This is a genomic window from Cohnella sp. GbtcB17, assembly GCF_019091135.1.
Lineage (GTDB): Bacteria > Bacillota > Bacilli > Paenibacillales > Paenibacillaceae > Cohnella.
In genome coordinates, this window is the sequence record NZ_JAGXJW010000011.1 from 109,493 (window position 1) to 128,178 (window position 18,686).

The following is an 18,686-nucleotide window of genomic DNA, read 5'->3' on the forward strand; positions in this document are numbered from 1 at the left end:
AGGCAGGCGCCGAAGCTTTAGTCGATATCCTGGGAGACCCAGAACCGCTTGCAGCGCCGCCCGGCGCATCCGCCCTTTCGCAACCTGTGAGCCATACCGTCCCAGCCACGCACAGCGACACGGCCAACGCCAGCGGGAGACGCCTCCCCCTCCGCCGGCGGCGCCTCATCCTTTGTCCGCGCCGGCCGTCAAGCCTTCGACCAGCAGCCGCTGGAAGATAATAAAAATGACCACGACCGGAATCGAGACGAGCACGGAGCCTGCCGCAAAGACGGTGAATTCCGTCGATGTCTGCGTGTTGACCATGTTGAACAAGCCGACCGCCAGCGTCTGCTTGGCCTCCGTCCGAAGCACCGTCTGCGCGAAGATGAACTCGCTGAACGTGCCGGCGAACGAAGTGACCGCCATGTATACGACGAGCGGACGGGACAGCGGCAGCAAAATCCGGACGAATACGCCCCAGTTGCTTGCACCGTCGATGATGGCGGCCTCCTCGAGGCTTTTCGGAATCGTATCGAAGTACCCTTTTACCAGCAGGTAACCGACGGCCGCGCCGGCCGAAGACACCATAATTAGCGCCGTGTGCGTATTGAGCAGCTTCATGTTCAGCAGCAGCACGTATACCGCCGTCAAGCTGAGAAACGAGGGAAACAGGCCGATGATGAACAGGCCGCTCATGATCGACTTGCGCGATTTGAATCGGAACCGGGAAAAGGCGTAACCGGTCAGCAGTTGGAAGAATACGCTGAGCACCATCGTCGTAAGCGAGATTTTGAGCGAGTTCATGTACCAGCGTCCGAACTGGAACTTCTCGAACAGCTCCTTGTAATGAATGACCGTCCATTTCTCGGGGATCAGCGTCTCGCTGAACAGCGACGTGCCCGCGCGGAACGAGGACAGGACGATCCAAAGCGCCGGATAGATCGTAAAGACGGCGATCAGAATCAATAGCACGTAGCTGACCGTCAGCCAAGCGTTTTTTCTAAAACGATATCCGCTCATCGCAACAAATCATCCTCTCTGAACGAGCGTGTGCGCCTGAAGCTGAAAAGCGCGAAAAGCGCGATGATGATAAACAGGAAAATGCTGATGACCGCCGCGAAGTTGTACCTGCCGTTCGTAATCGAGAGGCTGTACAGCCAAGTGATTAATATATCGGTATGTCCCGCGAACTGGTACTCGCTGTTCGTCGGGCCGCCTCCAGACAAGAGGAAGATCACGTTGAAATTGTTGATATTTCCCGCGAATTGTCCGATGAGGATCGGCGACAGGGAGAACATGACGCTCGGGAACGTAATTTTCCGAAATTTATAAAACGCCGAAGCTCCGTCGACTTCGGAGGCTTCGTACAGGTCGCGTGGAATCGTCGTCAGGATGCCGATTATAAGCAGCATCGAGAGCGGAAATCCAAGCCACAGGTTGACGATGACGATCGTCGCCTTGGCCCAGAACGGATCGGACAGCCACTCCGGGCCGACGATTCCGAACTTGAGCAAGGTCGAGTTGATCGGTCCGAATTGGGCGTTGAACAAATTGCGCATGATCAGCAGCGACAAAAAGGCGGGAATCGCGAATGGAACCATGTAGATGGCGCGGAAAAACGATTTGAAACGGATGCCCTTCTGCTGCACGAGCAGCGCCACGGCAAACCCGCCGAAAAAGGTGGTGAACGTGGAAAGCACCGCCCAGGTCATCGTCCACGTGAAGACGCCGAAAAACGTATGCGCCCACTGGCTCAGACTGAACAGATCCTTGAAAGCGCGAAAGCCTTGCCAATCGACCAGCTTGCCCGGCGGCTCGTGCGTATTGTTATAGTTGGTGAATGCGATCATGACAGAAAAAATAATCGGCAGCACGCTGAAAAAGAACACGAAGACCAGCGGAATCGTAATGATTAAGTGCGCGAACTTTTTGTCCGGAATATAGCGAAGCGTCTGCTTGATATTGTTAAGCTTCTTTCCTTCATCGCGCAGCTTGCCTCCGCGATAGGCGTCGATCGCGTTCATGACGAGCAAATAGGCAAAAAGCGCGAAAATGAAGAGCATGATGAGCCCTTCAATCATCAAAAAGATCGAGTGGTCGCCCTTGACGGGCTTGTAAATCTTGCCGACTAGCACAAGTTTCTGCTGCGTCTCTCCGAGCGTGGTGATCCCCCAGATCGCGTGATGCCAATTGGCGATCGTAAAGTAGACCGCGAACGCGTAGAAAGCGGCGAACGCCGATCCCTTTACGTATTGTCGGTTGTATATTTGGCCCAAGCCCATAAAAACAGCCGAGAGCGTTGCTGCCGTAATCCGATGCTGGCGCAATGTCGGACTCTCCTCTCATTGGACAATCACCCGCAGCAGGTTACGGGTGATTGTCGGTTAATCTAACTTCTGCCTGTCGGAAAAAGACTACTTCGCTTGCTGGATCAGCGTCTTCATGTCGGAGACGGCTTTGTCGAGCGTTGCCTTCACGTCCGCGTTGTTATCCCAGATTTGCGGATAGACGGCTCCCATCGCGGTCCAGAACGAAGCGGTCTCCGCGATCGAAGGCATCGCCTCCACGTTTTTGAACTGCTCGACGAACGCGGCGACCAGCTCGTTGTCCTTAAGCGCCGGATCCTGATCCAGCCCGTTGCGGGCGGAGACGACGCCGGACATCTGGTACATCTTGATCGCGGCGTCCTGCGACGAGACGTAGTGGGCGAACAGCTTGGCCGCGTTCGGATATTGCGAGAACTGGCTGACGAAGTAAGCCTGCACGCCGGCGAACGGCTTGGGCGACTTACCGTTCGGCATCGGAGGCAGCGGCACGGCGCCGACGTCGAAGCCGAGCTTCTCCTTGGTGAACGAGCCGAGCTGCCAGATGCCGTCCATATCGATGGCGAGCTTGCCCTTTTGGAACAAATCCGTCTTGACGTCCGGCGTCGCGTCGGCCACCTTGAACGGCATGACTTCCTTCATGCTCTGCATGAACTTGAGGCCTTCTACCGAGCCTTCGTTGTTGAGGCCGATGTCGGTCGGATCGGTATTGTTATTGCCGAATACGTAGCCGCCGTTGCCGCCCATGAATGCGTAGTTGAAGTAGGAGTCGTCGAGCTTCCACATGATGCCGAATTTTTTCTCCGCCGGTACGTTGTACGCCTTCGAGAATGCCTTGATCGCGTCCCAGGACGCCAGATCCTCGGCTTTGGCAAGGTTTTTGTTATAGAAAAGCAGATAGGTCTCAATATTGCGAGGATAGCCGTATAAGATGCCGTCGGTCGCCGTCACCGCATCGACCGCCGTCTTTGCGAAGTTCGCCTGGGTATCTTCCGCGTAGAAGTCGTTCGGAAGAACAACGCCCGCTTGAACGGCGCGGTTCAATTGGTCGTGAGCAAGCATGAACAGGTCCGCGCCGACGCCTGCGGGGCCGTCTTTTACGATTTTATTGAGCGCGTCCGCGGAACCCACTTTTTGGAATTCGACTTTGATTCCGTATTTCGCTTCAAATTCTTTGCCCATCGTCTCCAGGAAATCTTTTTGTTCCTGGGCTGCCCATACAACGAGCTTGGCGCCGGCTTCGGGCTCGATGTCCGTCGCTTCCGGCGATGCGGATTCGGATGGCGCCGATGCGGACGCGCTGGCGGAAGGAGACGCGGCGGATGCCGACGGCGAGGCGTTTCCTTTCCCGTTGTTGCCGCTGCAAGCTGCGAGCGATGCGGCCATCAGGGACAGGGCGGAGATCATAGCCAAAGATTTGTTTAATTTCACTGCTTTTTCCCCTCTCTTCAGATCGAGTTCAAGCTTGGGCACAATGCGCAAACGTTTGTACTACGGGGCAAAAAAAGGCGGAACATCGACTTTGAACGATTTGGATAACCGTTTAAGTTGTCCCGCATCTCCCTGCCGTTCATTTGGAAGCGCTTTATGTGCCGCACAAATAATATACAACATTTTCCCGGTATGTAAAAACGATTGCGCATGCCAAAAACAGATTCGAAAACCTAACAAACTTCTGTTTTCTCATTAATTCTCATCATTTCTCACTCATTCTAAAATTCAATTTCTTTTTTATTACATTTATAAAAGCAGGAACGCAGAAGTAGTACCGGTTTCCCTCATTCGTGTTTTTCCAGTCCAAGGTACCGTTTACAATAACGGAGCGTTCATGTAACATAGAATTATTCATGAGTTCAAACGCTTGCATAAGTGGAGGTCGCCATGACAGTCACGATTAAGGACGTCGCCAAGAAGGCGGGCGTATCCCCGTCCACCGTCTCCCGCGTGCTCTCCAACCATCCGCGCATCAGCAAGGAGACATCGCAGAAGGTGAAGGAGATCGTCGAGGAGCTTGGCTATCATTCGAATATTATGGCCCGCGGTCTCATCAGCAACAAGACGTACACGCTTGGTATGGTGCTGCCGCGTCCGGCCGAAGAGCTTTTTCAGAATCATTTTTTCTCGGAGAGCATCAGGGGCATTACGACTCAGGCTTCCCGCCAGGGCTACGATGTGCTGATGACCGCGGGCAGCTCGGAGCAGGACGAAGTGGAGGCGGTCACGCGTCTGGTCAGGGGAAGGCGCGTCGACGGCATTATACTGCTGCAATCCCGCAAGAACGATCCGATCATTTCGTTTTTGCAAAAAGAAGCGTTCCCCTTTATTCTGATCGGTCACTACGGGAACGAGGAGATCCTGTGCGTCGACAACGACAACGAGCAGGCTTCCTACGACGCCACCGTTCACCTGATCTCGCAGGGACACGAGCGGATCGGATTCGTCAGCGGACCGACCAATCTCACCGTATCCGACGACCGTCTCAAGGGTTACAAAAAAGCGCTGTCCGAACACGGGCTCCGGATGGAGCCGGACTGGATCGTGGAGGGAGAATTCCTTCAGGAGAGCGGCTATCGGGCGATGGCCTTCTTCATGAATCTTCCGGAGCGGCCTACCGCGCTGGTCGTCATCGACGACATCGTCACCTTCGGCATTCTGCGCGGATTGACGGAGCTAGGCTACAAGGTCCCCGACGATCTCAGCCTGGTCAGCTTCAACAATATCGCGCTCTCCGAGCTATCGTCGCCGCCGCTCTCGAGCGTGGACATCGGCATTTATCAGCTCGGCTACATGGCCTCGCAGCTGCTCATTCGACACATCGACGAAGACAAGCCCCAGCAGCTGCGCACGATCGTGCCGCATAAGCTGATCGTCCGCGAATCTTCCGTTAATCTCAAACGCAATTGGAGCTGAACCTCATTGAACGATTTTACGCTTAACAAACCGCATTTGATCGACGCCGTCGCAGGCAACGGACGCATGCTTGCCTCGCTGGGACGTACAGGACGTCTGTACCGTCTTTGGTGGCCGCACGTAGACTTCCCGCAGCACGTCGACGAGATTCGAACCGGCCTTAAGCTCGACCATTCGTCTTCGGGCACAGTCTGGTTCGACGCCGACGAAGACGGCTGGCAGCACCGCATCGAATACGTGCCGCACACCAATATCGTCCAGGTGCGCGCCGAACATCCGAGTTTTCCGCTCGCGGTCGAACAGAGCGACTATGCGGTGCCCGATCAGGATTTTATGGTGCGGTCGTACAAGATCGACAATCGTTCCGCCGAGCCGCTCTCTTTTACTTTCGTCTGGTACGCTTCGTTTCGCATTGCGGAGAGCGCGCTGTACAATACGACCCTGTTCGACGAAACGAACGATGCGATGGTCCATTACCGTCACCGCTACTTTTTCGCCGTCGGCAGCGATCGCGAATGCGTCGGCTTCCAGTGCGGATCGTCCAGGGAGCAGGCGGAGCATGCCTGGCTGAACGGCAACGATATCGATATGCAGCCGGACGGCGCGCTCGTCTGGCGCATCGAGGATCTTCAGCCCGGGGAATCGTTCACGCTCCCCGTGTACATCGCGGCGGGCCATAACCGGCCGGAAGCGCTCGGCGCGCTGGCGCACGCCAAGAGCCGCTCCGTCTCCGAATGGTTCGAACGGACGACAGACTATTGGCATCAGTACCTTCGCGATGCCAATCGCGCGTCGGCTGGCGTCGATCCGGCGATTGCCGATGCATACGAACGTTCGCTCCTGACCTTCAGGCTGATGGCGGACGAACGGACTGGCAGCCTGCTGGCGGCGCCGGAGCCCGACGAGCAATTTTCCCGCTGCGGCGGATACGCTTATTGCTGGGGCCGCGATGCGGCATTTATTACGACCGCGCTTAACAAATCCGGACTGTCGGGCGTCTCGGAAAAATTTTACGAATGGGCATTGAGCGCGCAGGAGCCCGACGGCTCCTGGCAGCAGCGGCATTATCACGACGGCAGCCTCGCGCCCTCATGGGGGCTGCAGATCGACGAAGGCGCCTCCGTCATCTGGGGCATGTGGCAGCTGTACGAACAAACTCGCGACGCGGCGTTCGCGGAGCGGATGTGGCCGGCCGTCGCCAAGGGCGCGGCGTTCCTCGCGGGCTACATCGACGAGGAGACGGGGCTGCCGCTCCCCAGCATGGACCTGTGGGAGGAGCGCAAGGCCGAGCATACGTATTCCGCGGCAGCGGTGTGCGGCGGGCTGCGAGCGGCTGCATCGTTCGCGGAGCTGATGGAGGACGCCGAGCTGGCCGGCCGTTGGCGGGAGATCGCGGACCGGATCGCCGCATCGATCGAGTCGCTATGCTGGAACGAATCGGCCGGCAGCTTCTACCGCGGGCTGAAGCTCAAGGTGGACGGCGGCGTCTTCGCGCATGCGGTCGCTCAAGGCTCGGAGGGCAGCGCAGGCAGGACTGCCAAAGGCTACGAGCATTACGAGCTGCGACACGATCCAATCGTCGATATCAGCCTGCTCGGCGTATCGGTGCCGTTCGGCGTGCTGCCGGCGGAGCATCCGTATATGCAGCGAACGGCGGATACGATCGCCCGATTGCTGCACGTCGAAGGCGTGGGCGGCATCAAGCGCTACGAGAACGACGGTTACATCGGCGGCAACCCGTGGATATTGACGACGCTGTGGCTTGCGCAATACCGCGTGCAGAATGGACAGCTGGCCGAAGCCGGCGAGCTGCTGCGCTGGGCGTGCGAGCATCGCACGGAGACCGGCTTGCTCCCGGAGCAGATCGACCGCGTCACCGGCGAGCCGGCCTGGATCGTACCGCTCACCTGGTCGCATGCGATGTTCGTGCTGACGGTGTCGATGCTTGCGGAAGCGGGGTATTGGTCCGGCAAGGAATGAGCGAAGATGGCAAGCAAAAAGAACCGCTGCGAGGCGGTTCTTTTTGCTTTACGGGCCACGCTTGCTCCCTTGCTTCGATCGTACCGTTGCAGCGTTGGTTTTCTCGCTTACAGCTGGGACCAAGCCTTTGTTCCTCGCTGTAGCCGTGCTTTTCTCGCTTACAGATGCGGCCCGCGCCTGTAACGATCATTTTCTCGCTTACAGGCCTGTTTGTGACCCGGTGCTTCTCTGTAGCCGTGCTTTTCTCGCTTACACTCGCGGCGGTCGAGCCCGCGGCGTCATCGATCCGATCCGATCCGCTCCGATCCGCTCCGCTTAATGCTTAAATGTCTGCACCAGCGTCCCCCGTCCCGCTTCGACGGTAACCTCGGCATACGCTCCGTTGATAAGCGTCAGCTGCGGCGGCTTGTGTCCGCAGTCGATATCGTACGCGACCGGCACGCCGATCTCTTCGGCGATTTCTTCGAACATATCGAGCTCGGTATAGCCTTCTCTCGGCATATGCACGCCGCTGCGTCCGAACAGAATGCCCGAGCCATTTTCGAACCATCCTACCCCTTGATCACTCACCGGCTAGCCAATCGCCGTACGCCGAATCGGCTGCGTGCGTCCATCGGGACTGAACCAATGTGTGCTCACGGCAAAGCGAACCGCGTTCAAAACCGATCGCATCGCGCAAAAAAGCAGCGGCCTGGGCCGCTGCTTCGCCATATTAAGCATCAAATGCTCCAATGCTGCCAGTCCCGCTGCCGCTGCTCGTACCCGCCGAGCCAATCGCCCGTCGCCTTGAAGAGCTGTTCCTTATGCTCGCCCTTCGAATACGTATGATCCGCCTGGAAAATAATCGACTTCTCGCAGCGCCCTTCGCCGCGAAGCCAAAATGTCTTTTCCAGCAGGAACGTATAGTCGACTGGAATCGTCTCGTCCCCCGTGCCGTGTACCAGGAGCACGTCGCCCGGGAATTTCTGCGTCTCCTGAAACGGCTGATGCTTCATCAGCGCATCGAAAAACGCCGGTTTGATCGAGTAGCCGAGATAGTCTGCCCGGCCTTTGGTGACGGCTTCGTCGTACGCCTTGCGTCCGACAATTCGGAGAATGTCGTTAAACGGGTAGGCGACCGGCGACCAGAGCGCCAGCGACTTGACGCGCCGGTCGCGCACGCCCGTCAGCAGGGCGACCGCGCCGCCCAGACTATGACCCAGCAGCGTAACGCGCGTCGGGTCGACGATATCAAGGCTCAGCGCATAATCAAGCACCGCCCGCGTCTGTTCGATCATCGAATCGAGTCCGTGATCCCCGTATGAGCCCTCGCTCTCCCCGCATCCCGCGAAGTCGAAGCGGATCACGAGGCTACCCCGCCCGGCGAACTCCCGCGCCGCCAGCACGAAGAGCCGATCCACGCCGATGCGGTTGCCCACGAAACCGTGATTAATGATGACGAGCGGCAGCTTGTTGCACTCGGTCTTTCCCTCGGCAGACGGATAATGAATCGTCGCGGCCAGCGACAACTCGCCGTATCGTATCGTTAAAGAGCGTTCCATAAGAACGACCTCCTTTTCCATTAATTCCGATTAAAATACTATGTATTAAATATACCGCCTGCCGCCCTTCCTGTCAACATAGTCGATGAGAAATTAAGGCGCGACTGGGCAACACTAGCCTTATCGACTCATCAACCTGCGAGGAGGTCGTCGGATGGAAGCTTTCACGGATTGGGTGTCCTCACATGTACTCACGTCTATGCTGATCGTCGGATCGGTCGTCGCCGTCGTTTTCGTGTTCGCGAACCGCAAAGCGCTGTTTTACAAGCAGTAAACGAAAGAGCCGCCCCGGCGCTGCGATAGCGCGGATGCGGCTCCTGTGTTATATGGCGATTAAACCAATGCCTTTGCGGCGATGTCCGTGCGGTTCTGCTTGCCTTCGAACGTGATGCCGGAGGCGGTCCGGTAAGCCGCTTCGCGCGCTTCGGCGATGCCGGCGCCAAGGCCCACGATGCCCAGCACCCGACCGCCCGCCGTCACGATCCGGCCGTCTTTCTCCGCGGTACCTGCGTGGAAAACGAGGCCTTCGATTGCCGTATCGAGCCCGTCGATCGGCAGCCCCTTCGGATAGGATCCGGGATAACCCCCGGATGCGAGCACGACGCATACCGCCGCTTCGTCGCTCCATTCGATCTCGATGTCGCCGAGACGTCCTTCGAGCGAAGCCAGAATAATCTCCAGCAGATCGCTCTTCAGGCGCGGCAGCACGACCTGCGTCTCCGGATCGCCGAAGCGCGCGTTGAATTCGACCGTCTTGGGCCCTTCCGGCGTCAGCATGAGGCCGCCGAACAGCACCCCGCGGAACGGGCGGCCTTCGGCAACCATCGCGCGCGCGGTCGGCTTCACGATGTTCTCGATCGCTTCGTCGATGACCGACTGCGGGATGTGAGGCAGCGGCGAGTAGGTGCCCATGCCGCCCGTGTTCGGACCTTTGTCCCCGTCGTATGCCGGCTTGTGATCCTGCGCCGCAGGCATCGCCCGCACCGTCTCGCCGTCCACGAAAGCCAGGATCGACATCTCCTGCCCGGTCATGAATTCCTCGATGACGATGCTATCGCCGGCTGCGCCGAACGATTTGTCGACCATCGTGTCCTTCAGCGCCTGCTCCGCCTCCTCGCGGGTGAAGCAGACGGTGACGCCCTTGCCCGCCGCCAGCCCGTCGGCTTTGATGACGATCGGGACCGGCTGTGAAGCGAGATAGTCGCGCGCCGACGCGTAATCCGTGAACGTCTCGTACTTCGCGGTCGGAATATCGTATTTTTTGAGCAGGTTTTTCATGAAAATCTTGCTGCCTTCGATCTCCGCTGCAGCCTTGTTCGGCCCGTATACCGGAATCGCTGCCGCTTCAAAGGCGTCTACGATACCCGCGGCCAGCGGATCGTCCGGCCCGACGACGACGAGGTCGATCGCCTGATCCTTGGCGAACTGCACGAGCTTGTCGAACTCAAGCTCGCCGATCGGCACCAGTTCGGCAAGCTGCGCAATCCCCGCGTTGCCCGGGGCGCAGAAGATGTGCTCGGCCTTCGGATTTTTGCGGAGCGCCCAAATAATCGTATGCTCCCGGCCGCCGCGGCCGATGACTAAAATACGCATGTACTCGTTCTCCCCTCGCCGATCAATGCTTGAAGTGACGGACGCCCGTGACGACCATCGCGATGCCGGCTGCGTTCGCAGCCGCAACCGATTCTGCGTCCTTGACGGATCCACCCGGCTGGATGATCGCAGTGATGCCCGCTTGCGCAGCCAATTCGACCGTATCGCCCATCGGGAAAAACGCATCGGAGGCGAGCACCGCGCCTTTAGCCTTGTCGCCGGCTTGTTCGATGGCGATGCGGGCTGCGCCGACGCGGTTCATCTGACCGGCACCTACGCCGACCGTCATGCTGTCCGCCGCCAGCAGGATGGCGTTCGACTTCACGTGTTTGACGACTTTCCATGCGAAAAGCAGCTGCTTCAGCTCTTCGGCCGTCGGCGCTCGCTCCGTGACGACCTGCAGGTCGGCTTCGTCCAGCGAATGAACGTCGCTCTGCTGCACGAGCATGCCGCCATCGACGCTCGTCACGAGCCATTCCGGCTTGCGCTCCGCTGCGCTCTGTACCTGGCTGTCAGTGCCGGTGGCGAGCAGGCGAATGTTCTTTTTGCGGCTCAAAATGTCCAGCGCTTCCGGCGTGAAGTCCGGCGCGATGATGATCTCGAGGAAAATCTGCGCAAGGCGATCCGCCGTCTGCACGTCGATCGTGCGGTTCGCCGCGACGATGCCGCCGAAGATCGACGTCGGGTCGGACTCGTACGCTTTGACATACGCTTCGTCGATGTCCGCGCCAATGCCGACGCCGCACGGATTCATATGCTTGATCGCCACGACGGCCGGCTCGTCGAATTCGGAGACGATCGCAAGCGCCGCGTTCGCGTCGTTAATGTTGTTGTAGGACAGCTCCTTGCCGTGCAGCTGCTTCGCCGTCGTGATACTAGGACCCTTCTTGGCGAGCGGCTTGCGGTAAAAGGCGGCTTGCTGGTGCGGATTCTCGCCGTAGCGCAGCTCCTGCACTTTTTCGTAGGTGAACGTCAGGCTCTCCGGGAGCGGATCGCCGAGCTGTTCGGCGAAGTATTCGGAGATGAGCGCATCGTAGGCGGCGGTGTGACGGAACACTTTGGCTGCAAGGCGTTTGCGCGTCTCGAGCGTCGTGTCGCCGTTCGCTTGGATTTGCGCGAGCACCTCGGCGTAGTCGCCTGCGTCGACGACGACGGAGACGAATGCATGATTCTTAGCAGCGGAGCGCAGCATCGTCGGACCGCCGATGTCGATGTTCTCGATGGCGTCCTCGTAGCTGACGTCGGGTTTGGACACCGTCTCCTTGAACGGGTACAGGTTCACGACGACGAGGTCGATGTAGTCGAGGCCGAGCTTCTCCATCGCCTCGACGTGCTCGGCACTGTCGCGGATCGCGAGCAGTCCGCTATGAACGGCGGGGTGCAGCGTCTTGACGCGGCCGTCGAGAATTTCCGGGAATCCCGTCACGTCCGAGATGCCGATGACCGGCACGCCTTCGCGTTCGAGCAGTGCATGCGTGCCGCCCGTCGAGATAATCTGCACGCCTTGCGCGGCGAGTGCACGGCAAAATTCGGTGATGCCCGTCTTGTCGGATACGCTGACCAGCGCTCTTTTGATAGCCATGACTTTTCATCCACTCCTAAATGGTTGATTAATGCCGCCGGGGTGGGGTTATCCCCTTCACACAGGACGGCGCGGGCGGAAGCCGCACGATACCTGAGCGAACGGGATAAGCCCACCACGGGGCGGGCTTGCGATAAGTCTGGGGTGACGCTTGAGACCGGCGAGCGGCTAGTTCGTTAAAGCGAAATAGCGGATACGGCGCTTCTTGCATGGAGCAAGTGATGCGCTCCGGTGCGATTAGCGGTATGGCAGAGCGTTATGCGGCATATGTGGCGCTTCATTGGGCAAATAGCGGTGCGGCAGATCGTTATCGAGCGGCCCCCGCGCGATTATCGATCGATAGCGATACGGCACATCGTTAAATCCGCGCTCCCCGTCTACGCGTCGACCGTGACGAAACGCCCGGCCAGCTTGACGCGGCCTTCTGCGATCAAGCGCACCGTTTGCGGCAGAAGCTCGTGCTCGATCGCATGGATACGCGGCGCGAGCGTCTCCGCCGTGTCGCCGGGAGCGAGCTCGATGACCCGCTGCGCGATGATCGGGCCGCTGTCGAGACCTCCGTCCACGAAGTGAATCGTTACGCCCGTAACTTTGACGCCGTAGTCGAGCGCCTGCTCAATCGCGCGGACGCCGGGAAACGCGGGCAGCAGCGACGGGTGCACGTTGATCATGCGGCCCTCGTAGGCGCCGACCAGCACGTCCGTCAAGATTCGCATATAACCGGCCAGCACGATCAGGCCGATCCCGCGCGCGGCCAGCTCGGCCGCGATCTCGGTTTCGTACGCCTCGCGGGACGCGTATTCCTTCGGCCGGAAGGCGAACGTCTCGATGCCAAGCTCGCTAGCACGGGACATGACCTTGGCCTCCGGCTTGTCGCAGACGAGCAGCGCGATCTCTGCAGGGCCGAGCTCGCCTGCCCTCGCCGCTTCGGCCAGCGCCTGGAAGTTGCTCCCGCTGCCGGACGCGAATACGGCGATGCGGAGCTTGTCGCGGCTCATTCGAATTCGGCGCCTCCGAACGTCACGACGCGCGAGCCTTCGGTAACGCGGCCGATAACGTAAGCTTTCTCGCCGAGCTCGCCCGCCAGCTTGACTGCCTGCTCCGCCTGGTCGGCGGGCACGACCAGCACCATGCCGATGCCCATGTTAAACGTCGTATACATATCGCGGTCGCTGATTGCGCCGTCGCGCTGCATAAGCCCGAACACCGGCTGCACCGGCCATGCGCCGAGATCGATATCGACGTTGACGCCTTCAGGCAGCACGCGCGGGATGTTCTCGATGAACCCGCCGCCTGTGATATGCGCCATGCCCTTCACCTGCACACTCTCGATCAGCTTCAGAACCGACTTCACGTAGATGCGCGTCGGCTCGATGAGCACCTCGCCCAGCGTCTTGCCTTCGAGCTCTGGCAGCTTGTCCGAGAACTTGTAGCCCTTCGTGTCCAGCAGCAGCCGACGAACGAGCGAGAAACCGTTGGAATGAACGCCGCTCGATCCAAGGCCAATGACCGCGTCGCCGGCCGCGATGCCGCTGCCGTCGATCGCCTTCGGCTTGTCCACGATGCCGACGGTGAAGCCTGCAATATCGTACTCGCCGTCCTGGTACATGCCCGGCATCTCCGCCGTCTCGCCGCCGATCAGGGCGCAGCCGGCTTGCTCGCAGCCGTCCGCGACACCTTTGACGATGGCTTCGATCTTCTCGGGCACCAGCTTGCCGCAAGCCAGGTAGTCAAGGAAAAACAGAGGCTCCGCCCCGGTCACGACCACGTCGTTCACGCACATCGCCACCGCATCAATGCCGATCGTGTCGTGCTTGTCCATCTCGAACGCCAGCTTCAGCTTCGTGCCGACGCCGTCCGTGCCGGAGACGAGCACCGGCTCCTCGTACTTGTCCTTGTTCAGGCCGAACAGCCCGCCGAACCCGCCGAGTCCAGTCAGCACCTCCGGACGCATCGTGCGCTTCACGTGCTTTTTCATTCGTTCGACCGCTTCGTTGCCGGCGGCAATATCGACGCCGGCTTGTTTGTAAGCTTCGGACACTTGGGTTAAGCCCCCTTGGTATTATTGTAAAACCAAACCGTATCGCTATTCGCAATACACTCACCACGACGCAGGCACTTAAAGTAATCAACCGCCTATGTGTAGGCCGATAGCGGCACCAAATGCCGCTATCCGCCCCCCTACCACGAGGCACACGCGATTGAGCCAGTCAGTCACTCGTCGCGCCAGGCCTCAGTCGCAGCTGCAGCTCGTCGCCTTGGCGTCCTCGAACTCGACCGGTGTCGGGTAGTCGTTGGTGAAGCAGCCGAGGCACAGGCCGCGGTCGTACTCGCCCTCGGCGCCGCCGACGGCTTCCAGCAGACCCGGCTTGCTGAGGAAGGACAACGAATCCGCATTGATCGCCTTGCGGATCTCCTCGACCGTCTTGCTCGACGCGATCAAGTCGCGGCGGTCCGGCGTGTCGATGCCGTAGTAGCAAGGGTTGGCGAAAGGCGGCGACGTGATGCGCACATGCACCTCGAGCGCGCCGGCTTCGCGCAACAGATTGACGATGCGCAGCGAAGTGGTGCCCCGCACGATCGAGTCGTCGATCATGACGACGCGCTTGCCCTGCACGACCTTGCGGACGGCGGACAGCTTCATCTTGACGCCCTTCTCGCGCAGCTCCTGGGAAGGCTGGATGAAGGTGCGTCCGGTATATTTGTTTTTAATGAGGCCAAGCTCGTACGGAATGCCCGTCTGCTCCGCATAGCCGATCGCGGCCGAGATGCTCGAATCCGGCACGCCCGTCACGATGTCGGCGTCGACGAACGCCTCGAGCGCGAGCTGCTGCCCCATGCGCTTGCGCGCGCTGTGCAGGTTGATCGTGTTGATGTCGCTGTCCGGCCGCGCGAAATAGATATACTCCATCGCGCATACCGAGCGGCGCTGCAGCACCGCGTACCGCTCCTCGCGGTAGCCGTGCCGGTCCAGCACGATCATCTCGCCCGGTTCGACGTCGCGGACGTACTCCGCGCCGATGACCTCGAAGGCGCAGGACTCGGACGCGAAGATATACCCGTCGCCGAGCCGGCCCATGACCATCGGACGCAGGCCGTTCGGGTCGCAGGCCGCGATCAGCACGTCCTTGGTCATGATCAGGAACGCGAAGCCCCCGATCAGCCGCGAGAACGCGTCCTTGACCGCCTCGACGAGATCCTTAGGCGAGCGCGCGATCATGTGCGCGATAACTTCGGTGTCGCTCGTCGTCTGGAAGATCGAGCCCGACTCCTCCAGCTCGCGCCGGATGATCGGCTCGTTGACGAGGTTGCCGTTCGTGCAAACGGCCAGGTCGCCGCCCCGATACTTGAAGACGAGCGGCTGGGCGTTGGCCAGCCGGCTCGCGCCGGCCGTCGAATAGCGGACGTGGCCGATCGCGTTGGCTCCGACGAGCGAATGCAGGCGGTCGCGGTCGAACACTTCCTTCACTAGGCCCATGCCGCGGTGATAGTGGAAGTCGCCGCCCAGATCCGTCGTGCAAATGCCGCAGCTTTCTTCCCCGCGGTGCTGCAAGGCGTGCAGTCCGTAGTAGGACAGCTCCGCCGCGTCCTTGTGGCCGAATACGCCGAACACGCCGCATTCTTCCTTCAGCTTGTCCATCATGCCCGACGCCTGGTCATTGCCCTGATTATAATAATCCCCGGTCCAGAAACGCGCCTCGGCGGCCGGCAGTCCATCCGTCTGCTTAAACGGCAGGTCGCCGGTCCGTCCGCTCATGTCGTAAGGCAGGATGCTTGCGGTCGGACCGTGCGGCAACATGCCGGCCGAGGCGCTTGCTCCCTCGACGACTGGCAGCGCACGGCCCGCTCCGGCGTTTATTTCATCCGGCATGGGATCGCTTCCTTCCATTCTGTGCGGAATTCGTTCACAGGTGCCTGAATTGCCGTATGTCCGTTAACCGCGATGACGAGCTCGTCGCCGCCGACCACGCCCAGCTTCTGCGCCGGCACGCCTTGCTCCGACAGCCAAGCTTCAAGCGCCGCAGCGGATTCCGGCTTGGCCGACAGCAAAATGCGCGATTGCGATTCGCTGAACAGCGCCAAGTCCGGACGCAGGTTGGTCGTGAAGTCGACCTTCGCGCCGAGACCGCGGCCGAACGTGGACTCCGCCACTGCCGCAGCCAGACCGCCTTCGGACAGGTCATGCGCCGAAGCGACGAGCCCTTGGCGAATCGCGCCGAGCACGGCGCCGTGAAGCGCCTTTTCAACGGCCAGGTCGATGACCGGCGGACGGCCTTCGGTCAGGCCGTGTACCGCGTATTGGAACTCGCTGCCGCCGATCTCCGCCTTCGTCTCGCCGAGCAAGAAGATGACGTCGCCTTCGGCCTTGAACTCTTGCGTCGTGATGTGATCGATATCCGTGATCAGGCCGACCATGCCGACGACCGGCGTCGGATAAATCGCGCCCTTCGCGTTCTCGTTGTACAGCGACACGTTGCCGCCGATGACCGGCGTCTCAAGGAAGCGGCAGGCTTCGGCCATGCCGTCGACCGACTTTTCCATTTGCCAGAACACTTCCGGCTTCTCCGGCGAACCGAAGTTCAGGTTGTCCGTGATGGCGAGCGGCTCGCCGCCCGAGCAGACGATGTTGCGGGCAGCTTCGGCGACGGCGATACGTCCGCCGACTTCAGGATCGAGGTACACGTAGCGTCCGTTGCAGTCCGTCGTCATGGCAAGCGCCTTGCGCGTGCCGCGAATCGCGACGACAGCGGCATCCGAGCCCGGCACGACGGCCGTGGACGTGCGGACCTGGTAGTCGTACTGGCTGTAAACCCATTCCTTGCTCGCGAGCGAAGGAGAGCCGAGCACCTTTTTCAGCGAATCCGTCAGATCGAGCATCTGCTCGTAGCGGTTCGTATCGATGGAGCCGTTTTTCAGATAATAGTCCGGCACCTTGGAAGGCTTGTTGTACACCGGGCAGTCGTCGACGAGCGCCTTGACCGGCATGTCCGCGACCTGTTCGCCCTTGTGGAACAAACGGAGACGGCCGTCGTCCGTAACTTTGCCGACCTTCGCGCAGTGCAGTCCCCAACGCTCGAAAATCGCCTTGGCTTGCGCCTCGTGCTGCGGCTCGGTGACGAAGAGCATGCGCTCCTGCGACTCGGACAGCATCATCTCGTACGCGGTCATGCCTTCTTCGCGCTGCGGCACCTCGTCGAGGTACAGCTCCATGCCGTTGCCGGCCTTGGACGCCATCTCCGCGCTCGAGCAGGTGAGGCCCGCTGCGCCCATGTCCTGAATGCCGAGCACGATACCGGAGTCGATTAGCTCAAGCGTCGCTTCCATAACGAGCTTCTCCATAAACGGATCGCCGACCTGGACGGCCGAGCGTTTGGCTTCGGACTCGGCGGTCAGATCCTCGGACGCGAACGTCGCGCCGTGGATGCCGTCGCGGCCGGTGGCCGGTCCGACGTAAAATACCGGGTTGCCGACGCCCTTGGCGACGCCGCGCTGGATCTTGTCGTGGTCGATGAGGCCGACGCACATCGCGTTGACGAGCGGGTTGCCTTCATACGCTTCGTCGAACATGACCTCGCCCGCGACCGTCGGGATGCCGATGCAGTTGCCGTAGCCGGCGATGCCGCTGACGACGTGCTCGAACAGATACTTGACGCGGTCGCTCTCGAGCTTGCCGAAGCGCAGCGAGTTGAGCAGCGCGATCGGGCGCGAGCCCATCGAGAAGATGTCGCGGACGATGCCGCCGACGCCGGTCGCGGCGCCTTGGTACGGCTCGACCGCGGACGGATGGTTGTGCGACTCGATCTTGAAGACGACGGCTTGCTTGTCGCCGATGTCGACGATGCCGGCGCCTTCGCCCGGTCCCATCAGGACGCGCGGGCCGCTCGTCGGGAAGCGGCGGAGCAGCGGCTTGGAGTTCTTGTATGCGCAGTGCTCGGACCACATGACGCTGAATACGCCGATCTCGGTGTAGTTCGGCTGGCGTCCGAGGAAGCCGCAGATGAGTTCGAATTCGGAATCGGAGACGCCGAATTGCTTGTAGATTTTCTGCTCGGCGATCTGCTCGACCGTCGGTTCTTTAGCGGGTGCTTGCTGCGCCATTGCGTTCCCTCCAAGCGTTCAGTACTGACGTAAACATCTTCGCGCCGTCCGCCGAGCCGAGCAGCTCGCTGACCGCGCGCTCCGGGTGCGGCATCATGCCGACGACATTGCCCGCTTCGTTCGAGATGCCGGCGATGTTGCCGACGGAGCCGTTAGGGTTCAAGCCGTCGTATGTGAAGACGATCTGGCCGTTCGCCTTGAGGCTCGCCAGCGTCTCTTCGTCGCAATAGTAGTTGCCTTCGCCGTGCGCGATCGGAATCGTGACGACCTCGCCTTGCTCGTAATCGCCGGTGAACGCCGTATTCGCGTTCTCGACGCGCAGGCCGACCGGGTGGCAGCGGAACTTGAGGCTGTTGTTGCGGATAAGCGCGCCGGGCAGAAGACCCGCCTCGGTCAGCACCTGGAAGCCGTTGCACACGCCGAGCACGAACTTGCCTTCGTCCGCGGCCTTGCGCACTTCAGTCATGACGGGAGCGAGCTGGGCGATCGCGCCGCAGCGCAGGTAGTCGCCATAGGAGAAGCCGCCCGGCACGAGAATGCCGTCATAGGCGGACAGATCGGTGGCCGTGTGCCAGACATAATCGACGTCCTCGCCCAGAACGTCGACGACCGCGTTGTACATGTCCAGGTCGCAGTTGGAGCCCGGGAATACGATGACCGCGAATTTCATGAGGT

General features: G+C 60.4%; 14 protein-coding genes. 2 read left to right on the forward strand and 12 right to left on the reverse strand.

Features of this window, described 5'->3' with window-relative positions; translation table 11 throughout:
• Window positions 1–165 precede the first annotated feature (165 nt).
• The 3 genes from KVT38_RS08250 to KVT38_RS08260 all read right to left on the reverse strand — a co-directional run bounded on the left by KVT38_RS08250 (window position 166) and on the right by KVT38_RS08260 (window position 3,737).
• Window positions 166–1,002, reverse strand: coding sequence for a sugar ABC transporter permease (locus KVT38_RS08250; RefSeq protein ID WP_217593209.1), 837 nt, complete (start codon window positions 1,000–1,002; stop codon window positions 166–168).
• Window positions 999–2,309, reverse strand: a complete 1,311-nt coding sequence (locus KVT38_RS08255; protein ID WP_217593210.1) for a carbohydrate ABC transporter permease — start codon at window positions 2,307–2,309, stop codon at window positions 999–1,001. The genes KVT38_RS08250 and KVT38_RS08255 overlap by 4 nt, the downstream gene beginning before the upstream one ends.
• Window positions 2,310–2,396: 87 nt before the next feature.
• Window positions 2,397–3,737, reverse strand: a complete 1,341-nt coding sequence (locus KVT38_RS08260; RefSeq protein ID WP_368859069.1) for a sugar ABC transporter substrate-binding protein — start codon at window positions 3,735–3,737, stop codon at window positions 2,397–2,399.
• 450 nt (window positions 3,738–4,187) lie between these two features.
• On the opposite strand from KVT38_RS08260, the gene KVT38_RS08265 reads away from it, so the two are divergent.
• Together KVT38_RS08265 and KVT38_RS08270 are read left to right on the forward strand one after the other, a co-directional pair.
• On the forward strand, window positions 4,188–5,216 hold the full coding sequence (locus tag KVT38_RS08265; protein WP_217593211.1) for a LacI family DNA-binding transcriptional regulator: 1,029 nt from the start codon (window positions 4,188–4,190) through the stop codon (window positions 5,214–5,216).
• A gap of 6 nt (window positions 5,217–5,222) precedes the next feature.
• The gene (locus tag KVT38_RS08270) at window positions 5,223–7,196 is read left to right on the forward strand and encodes a glycoside hydrolase family 15 protein (protein WP_306795300.1); all 1,974 of its coding nucleotides are present in this window, start codon (window positions 5,223–5,225) and stop codon (window positions 7,194–7,196) included.
• A 315-nt stretch (window positions 7,197–7,511) separates the two neighbouring features.
• Here the strand turns inward: KVT38_RS08270 and KVT38_RS08275 are convergent, their stop codons facing one another.
• From KVT38_RS08275 to purQ, 9 genes are all read right to left on the reverse strand, one after another.
• Complete coding sequence (locus tag KVT38_RS08275; RefSeq protein ID WP_217593212.1) at window positions 7,512–7,766, reverse strand: S66 peptidase family protein; 255 nt, start codon at window positions 7,764–7,766, stop codon at window positions 7,512–7,514.
• 149 nt (window positions 7,767–7,915) lie between these two features.
• Complete coding sequence (locus KVT38_RS08280; protein ID WP_217593213.1) at window positions 7,916–8,737, reverse strand: alpha/beta hydrolase family protein; 822 nt, start codon at window positions 8,735–8,737, stop codon at window positions 7,916–7,918.
• A gap of 333 nt (window positions 8,738–9,070) precedes the next feature.
• Window positions 9,071–10,330 carry a phosphoribosylamine--glycine ligase gene (purD, locus tag KVT38_RS08285; protein WP_217593214.1) on the reverse strand — a complete coding sequence of 420 codons (1,260 nt, stop codon included), beginning with the start codon at window positions 10,328–10,330 and terminating at the stop codon, window positions 9,071–9,073.
• A gap of 22 nt (window positions 10,331–10,352) precedes the next feature.
• Window positions 10,353–11,912 (reverse strand): bifunctional phosphoribosylaminoimidazolecarboxamide formyltransferase/IMP cyclohydrolase, encoded by a 1,560-nt coding sequence (gene purH, locus KVT38_RS08290; RefSeq protein WP_217593215.1) that lies wholly within the window; start codon window positions 11,910–11,912, stop codon window positions 10,353–10,355.
• A 377-nt stretch (window positions 11,913–12,289) separates the two neighbouring features.
• Entirely contained in the window at window positions 12,290–12,910 is a 621-nt protein-coding gene (purN, locus tag KVT38_RS08295; protein ID WP_217593216.1) for a phosphoribosylglycinamide formyltransferase, read from the reverse strand.
• Window positions 12,907–13,953 carry a phosphoribosylformylglycinamidine cyclo-ligase gene (purM, locus tag KVT38_RS08300; protein WP_217593217.1) on the reverse strand — a complete coding sequence of 349 codons (1,047 nt, stop codon included), beginning with the start codon at window positions 13,951–13,953 and terminating at the stop codon, window positions 12,907–12,909. Before purM ends, purN begins: the two co-directional genes overlap by 4 nt.
• A gap of 192 nt (window positions 13,954–14,145) precedes the next feature.
• A complete protein-coding gene (gene purF / locus KVT38_RS08305; RefSeq protein WP_483298165.1) occupies window positions 14,146–15,783 on the reverse strand; it encodes an amidophosphoribosyltransferase in 1,638 nt (545 codons plus the stop codon).
• On the reverse strand, window positions 15,768–18,011 hold the full coding sequence (gene purL / locus KVT38_RS08310; RefSeq protein ID WP_217593218.1) for a phosphoribosylformylglycinamidine synthase subunit PurL: 2,244 nt from the start codon (window positions 18,009–18,011) through the stop codon (window positions 15,768–15,770). Before purL ends, purF begins: the two co-directional genes overlap by 16 nt.
• Window positions 17,989–18,681 (reverse strand): phosphoribosylformylglycinamidine synthase subunit PurQ, encoded by a 693-nt coding sequence (gene purQ, locus KVT38_RS08315; protein ID WP_217593219.1) that lies wholly within the window; start codon window positions 18,679–18,681, stop codon window positions 17,989–17,991. The genes purL and purQ overlap by 23 nt, the downstream gene beginning before the upstream one ends.
• Window positions 18,682–18,686 lie beyond the last annotated feature (5 nt).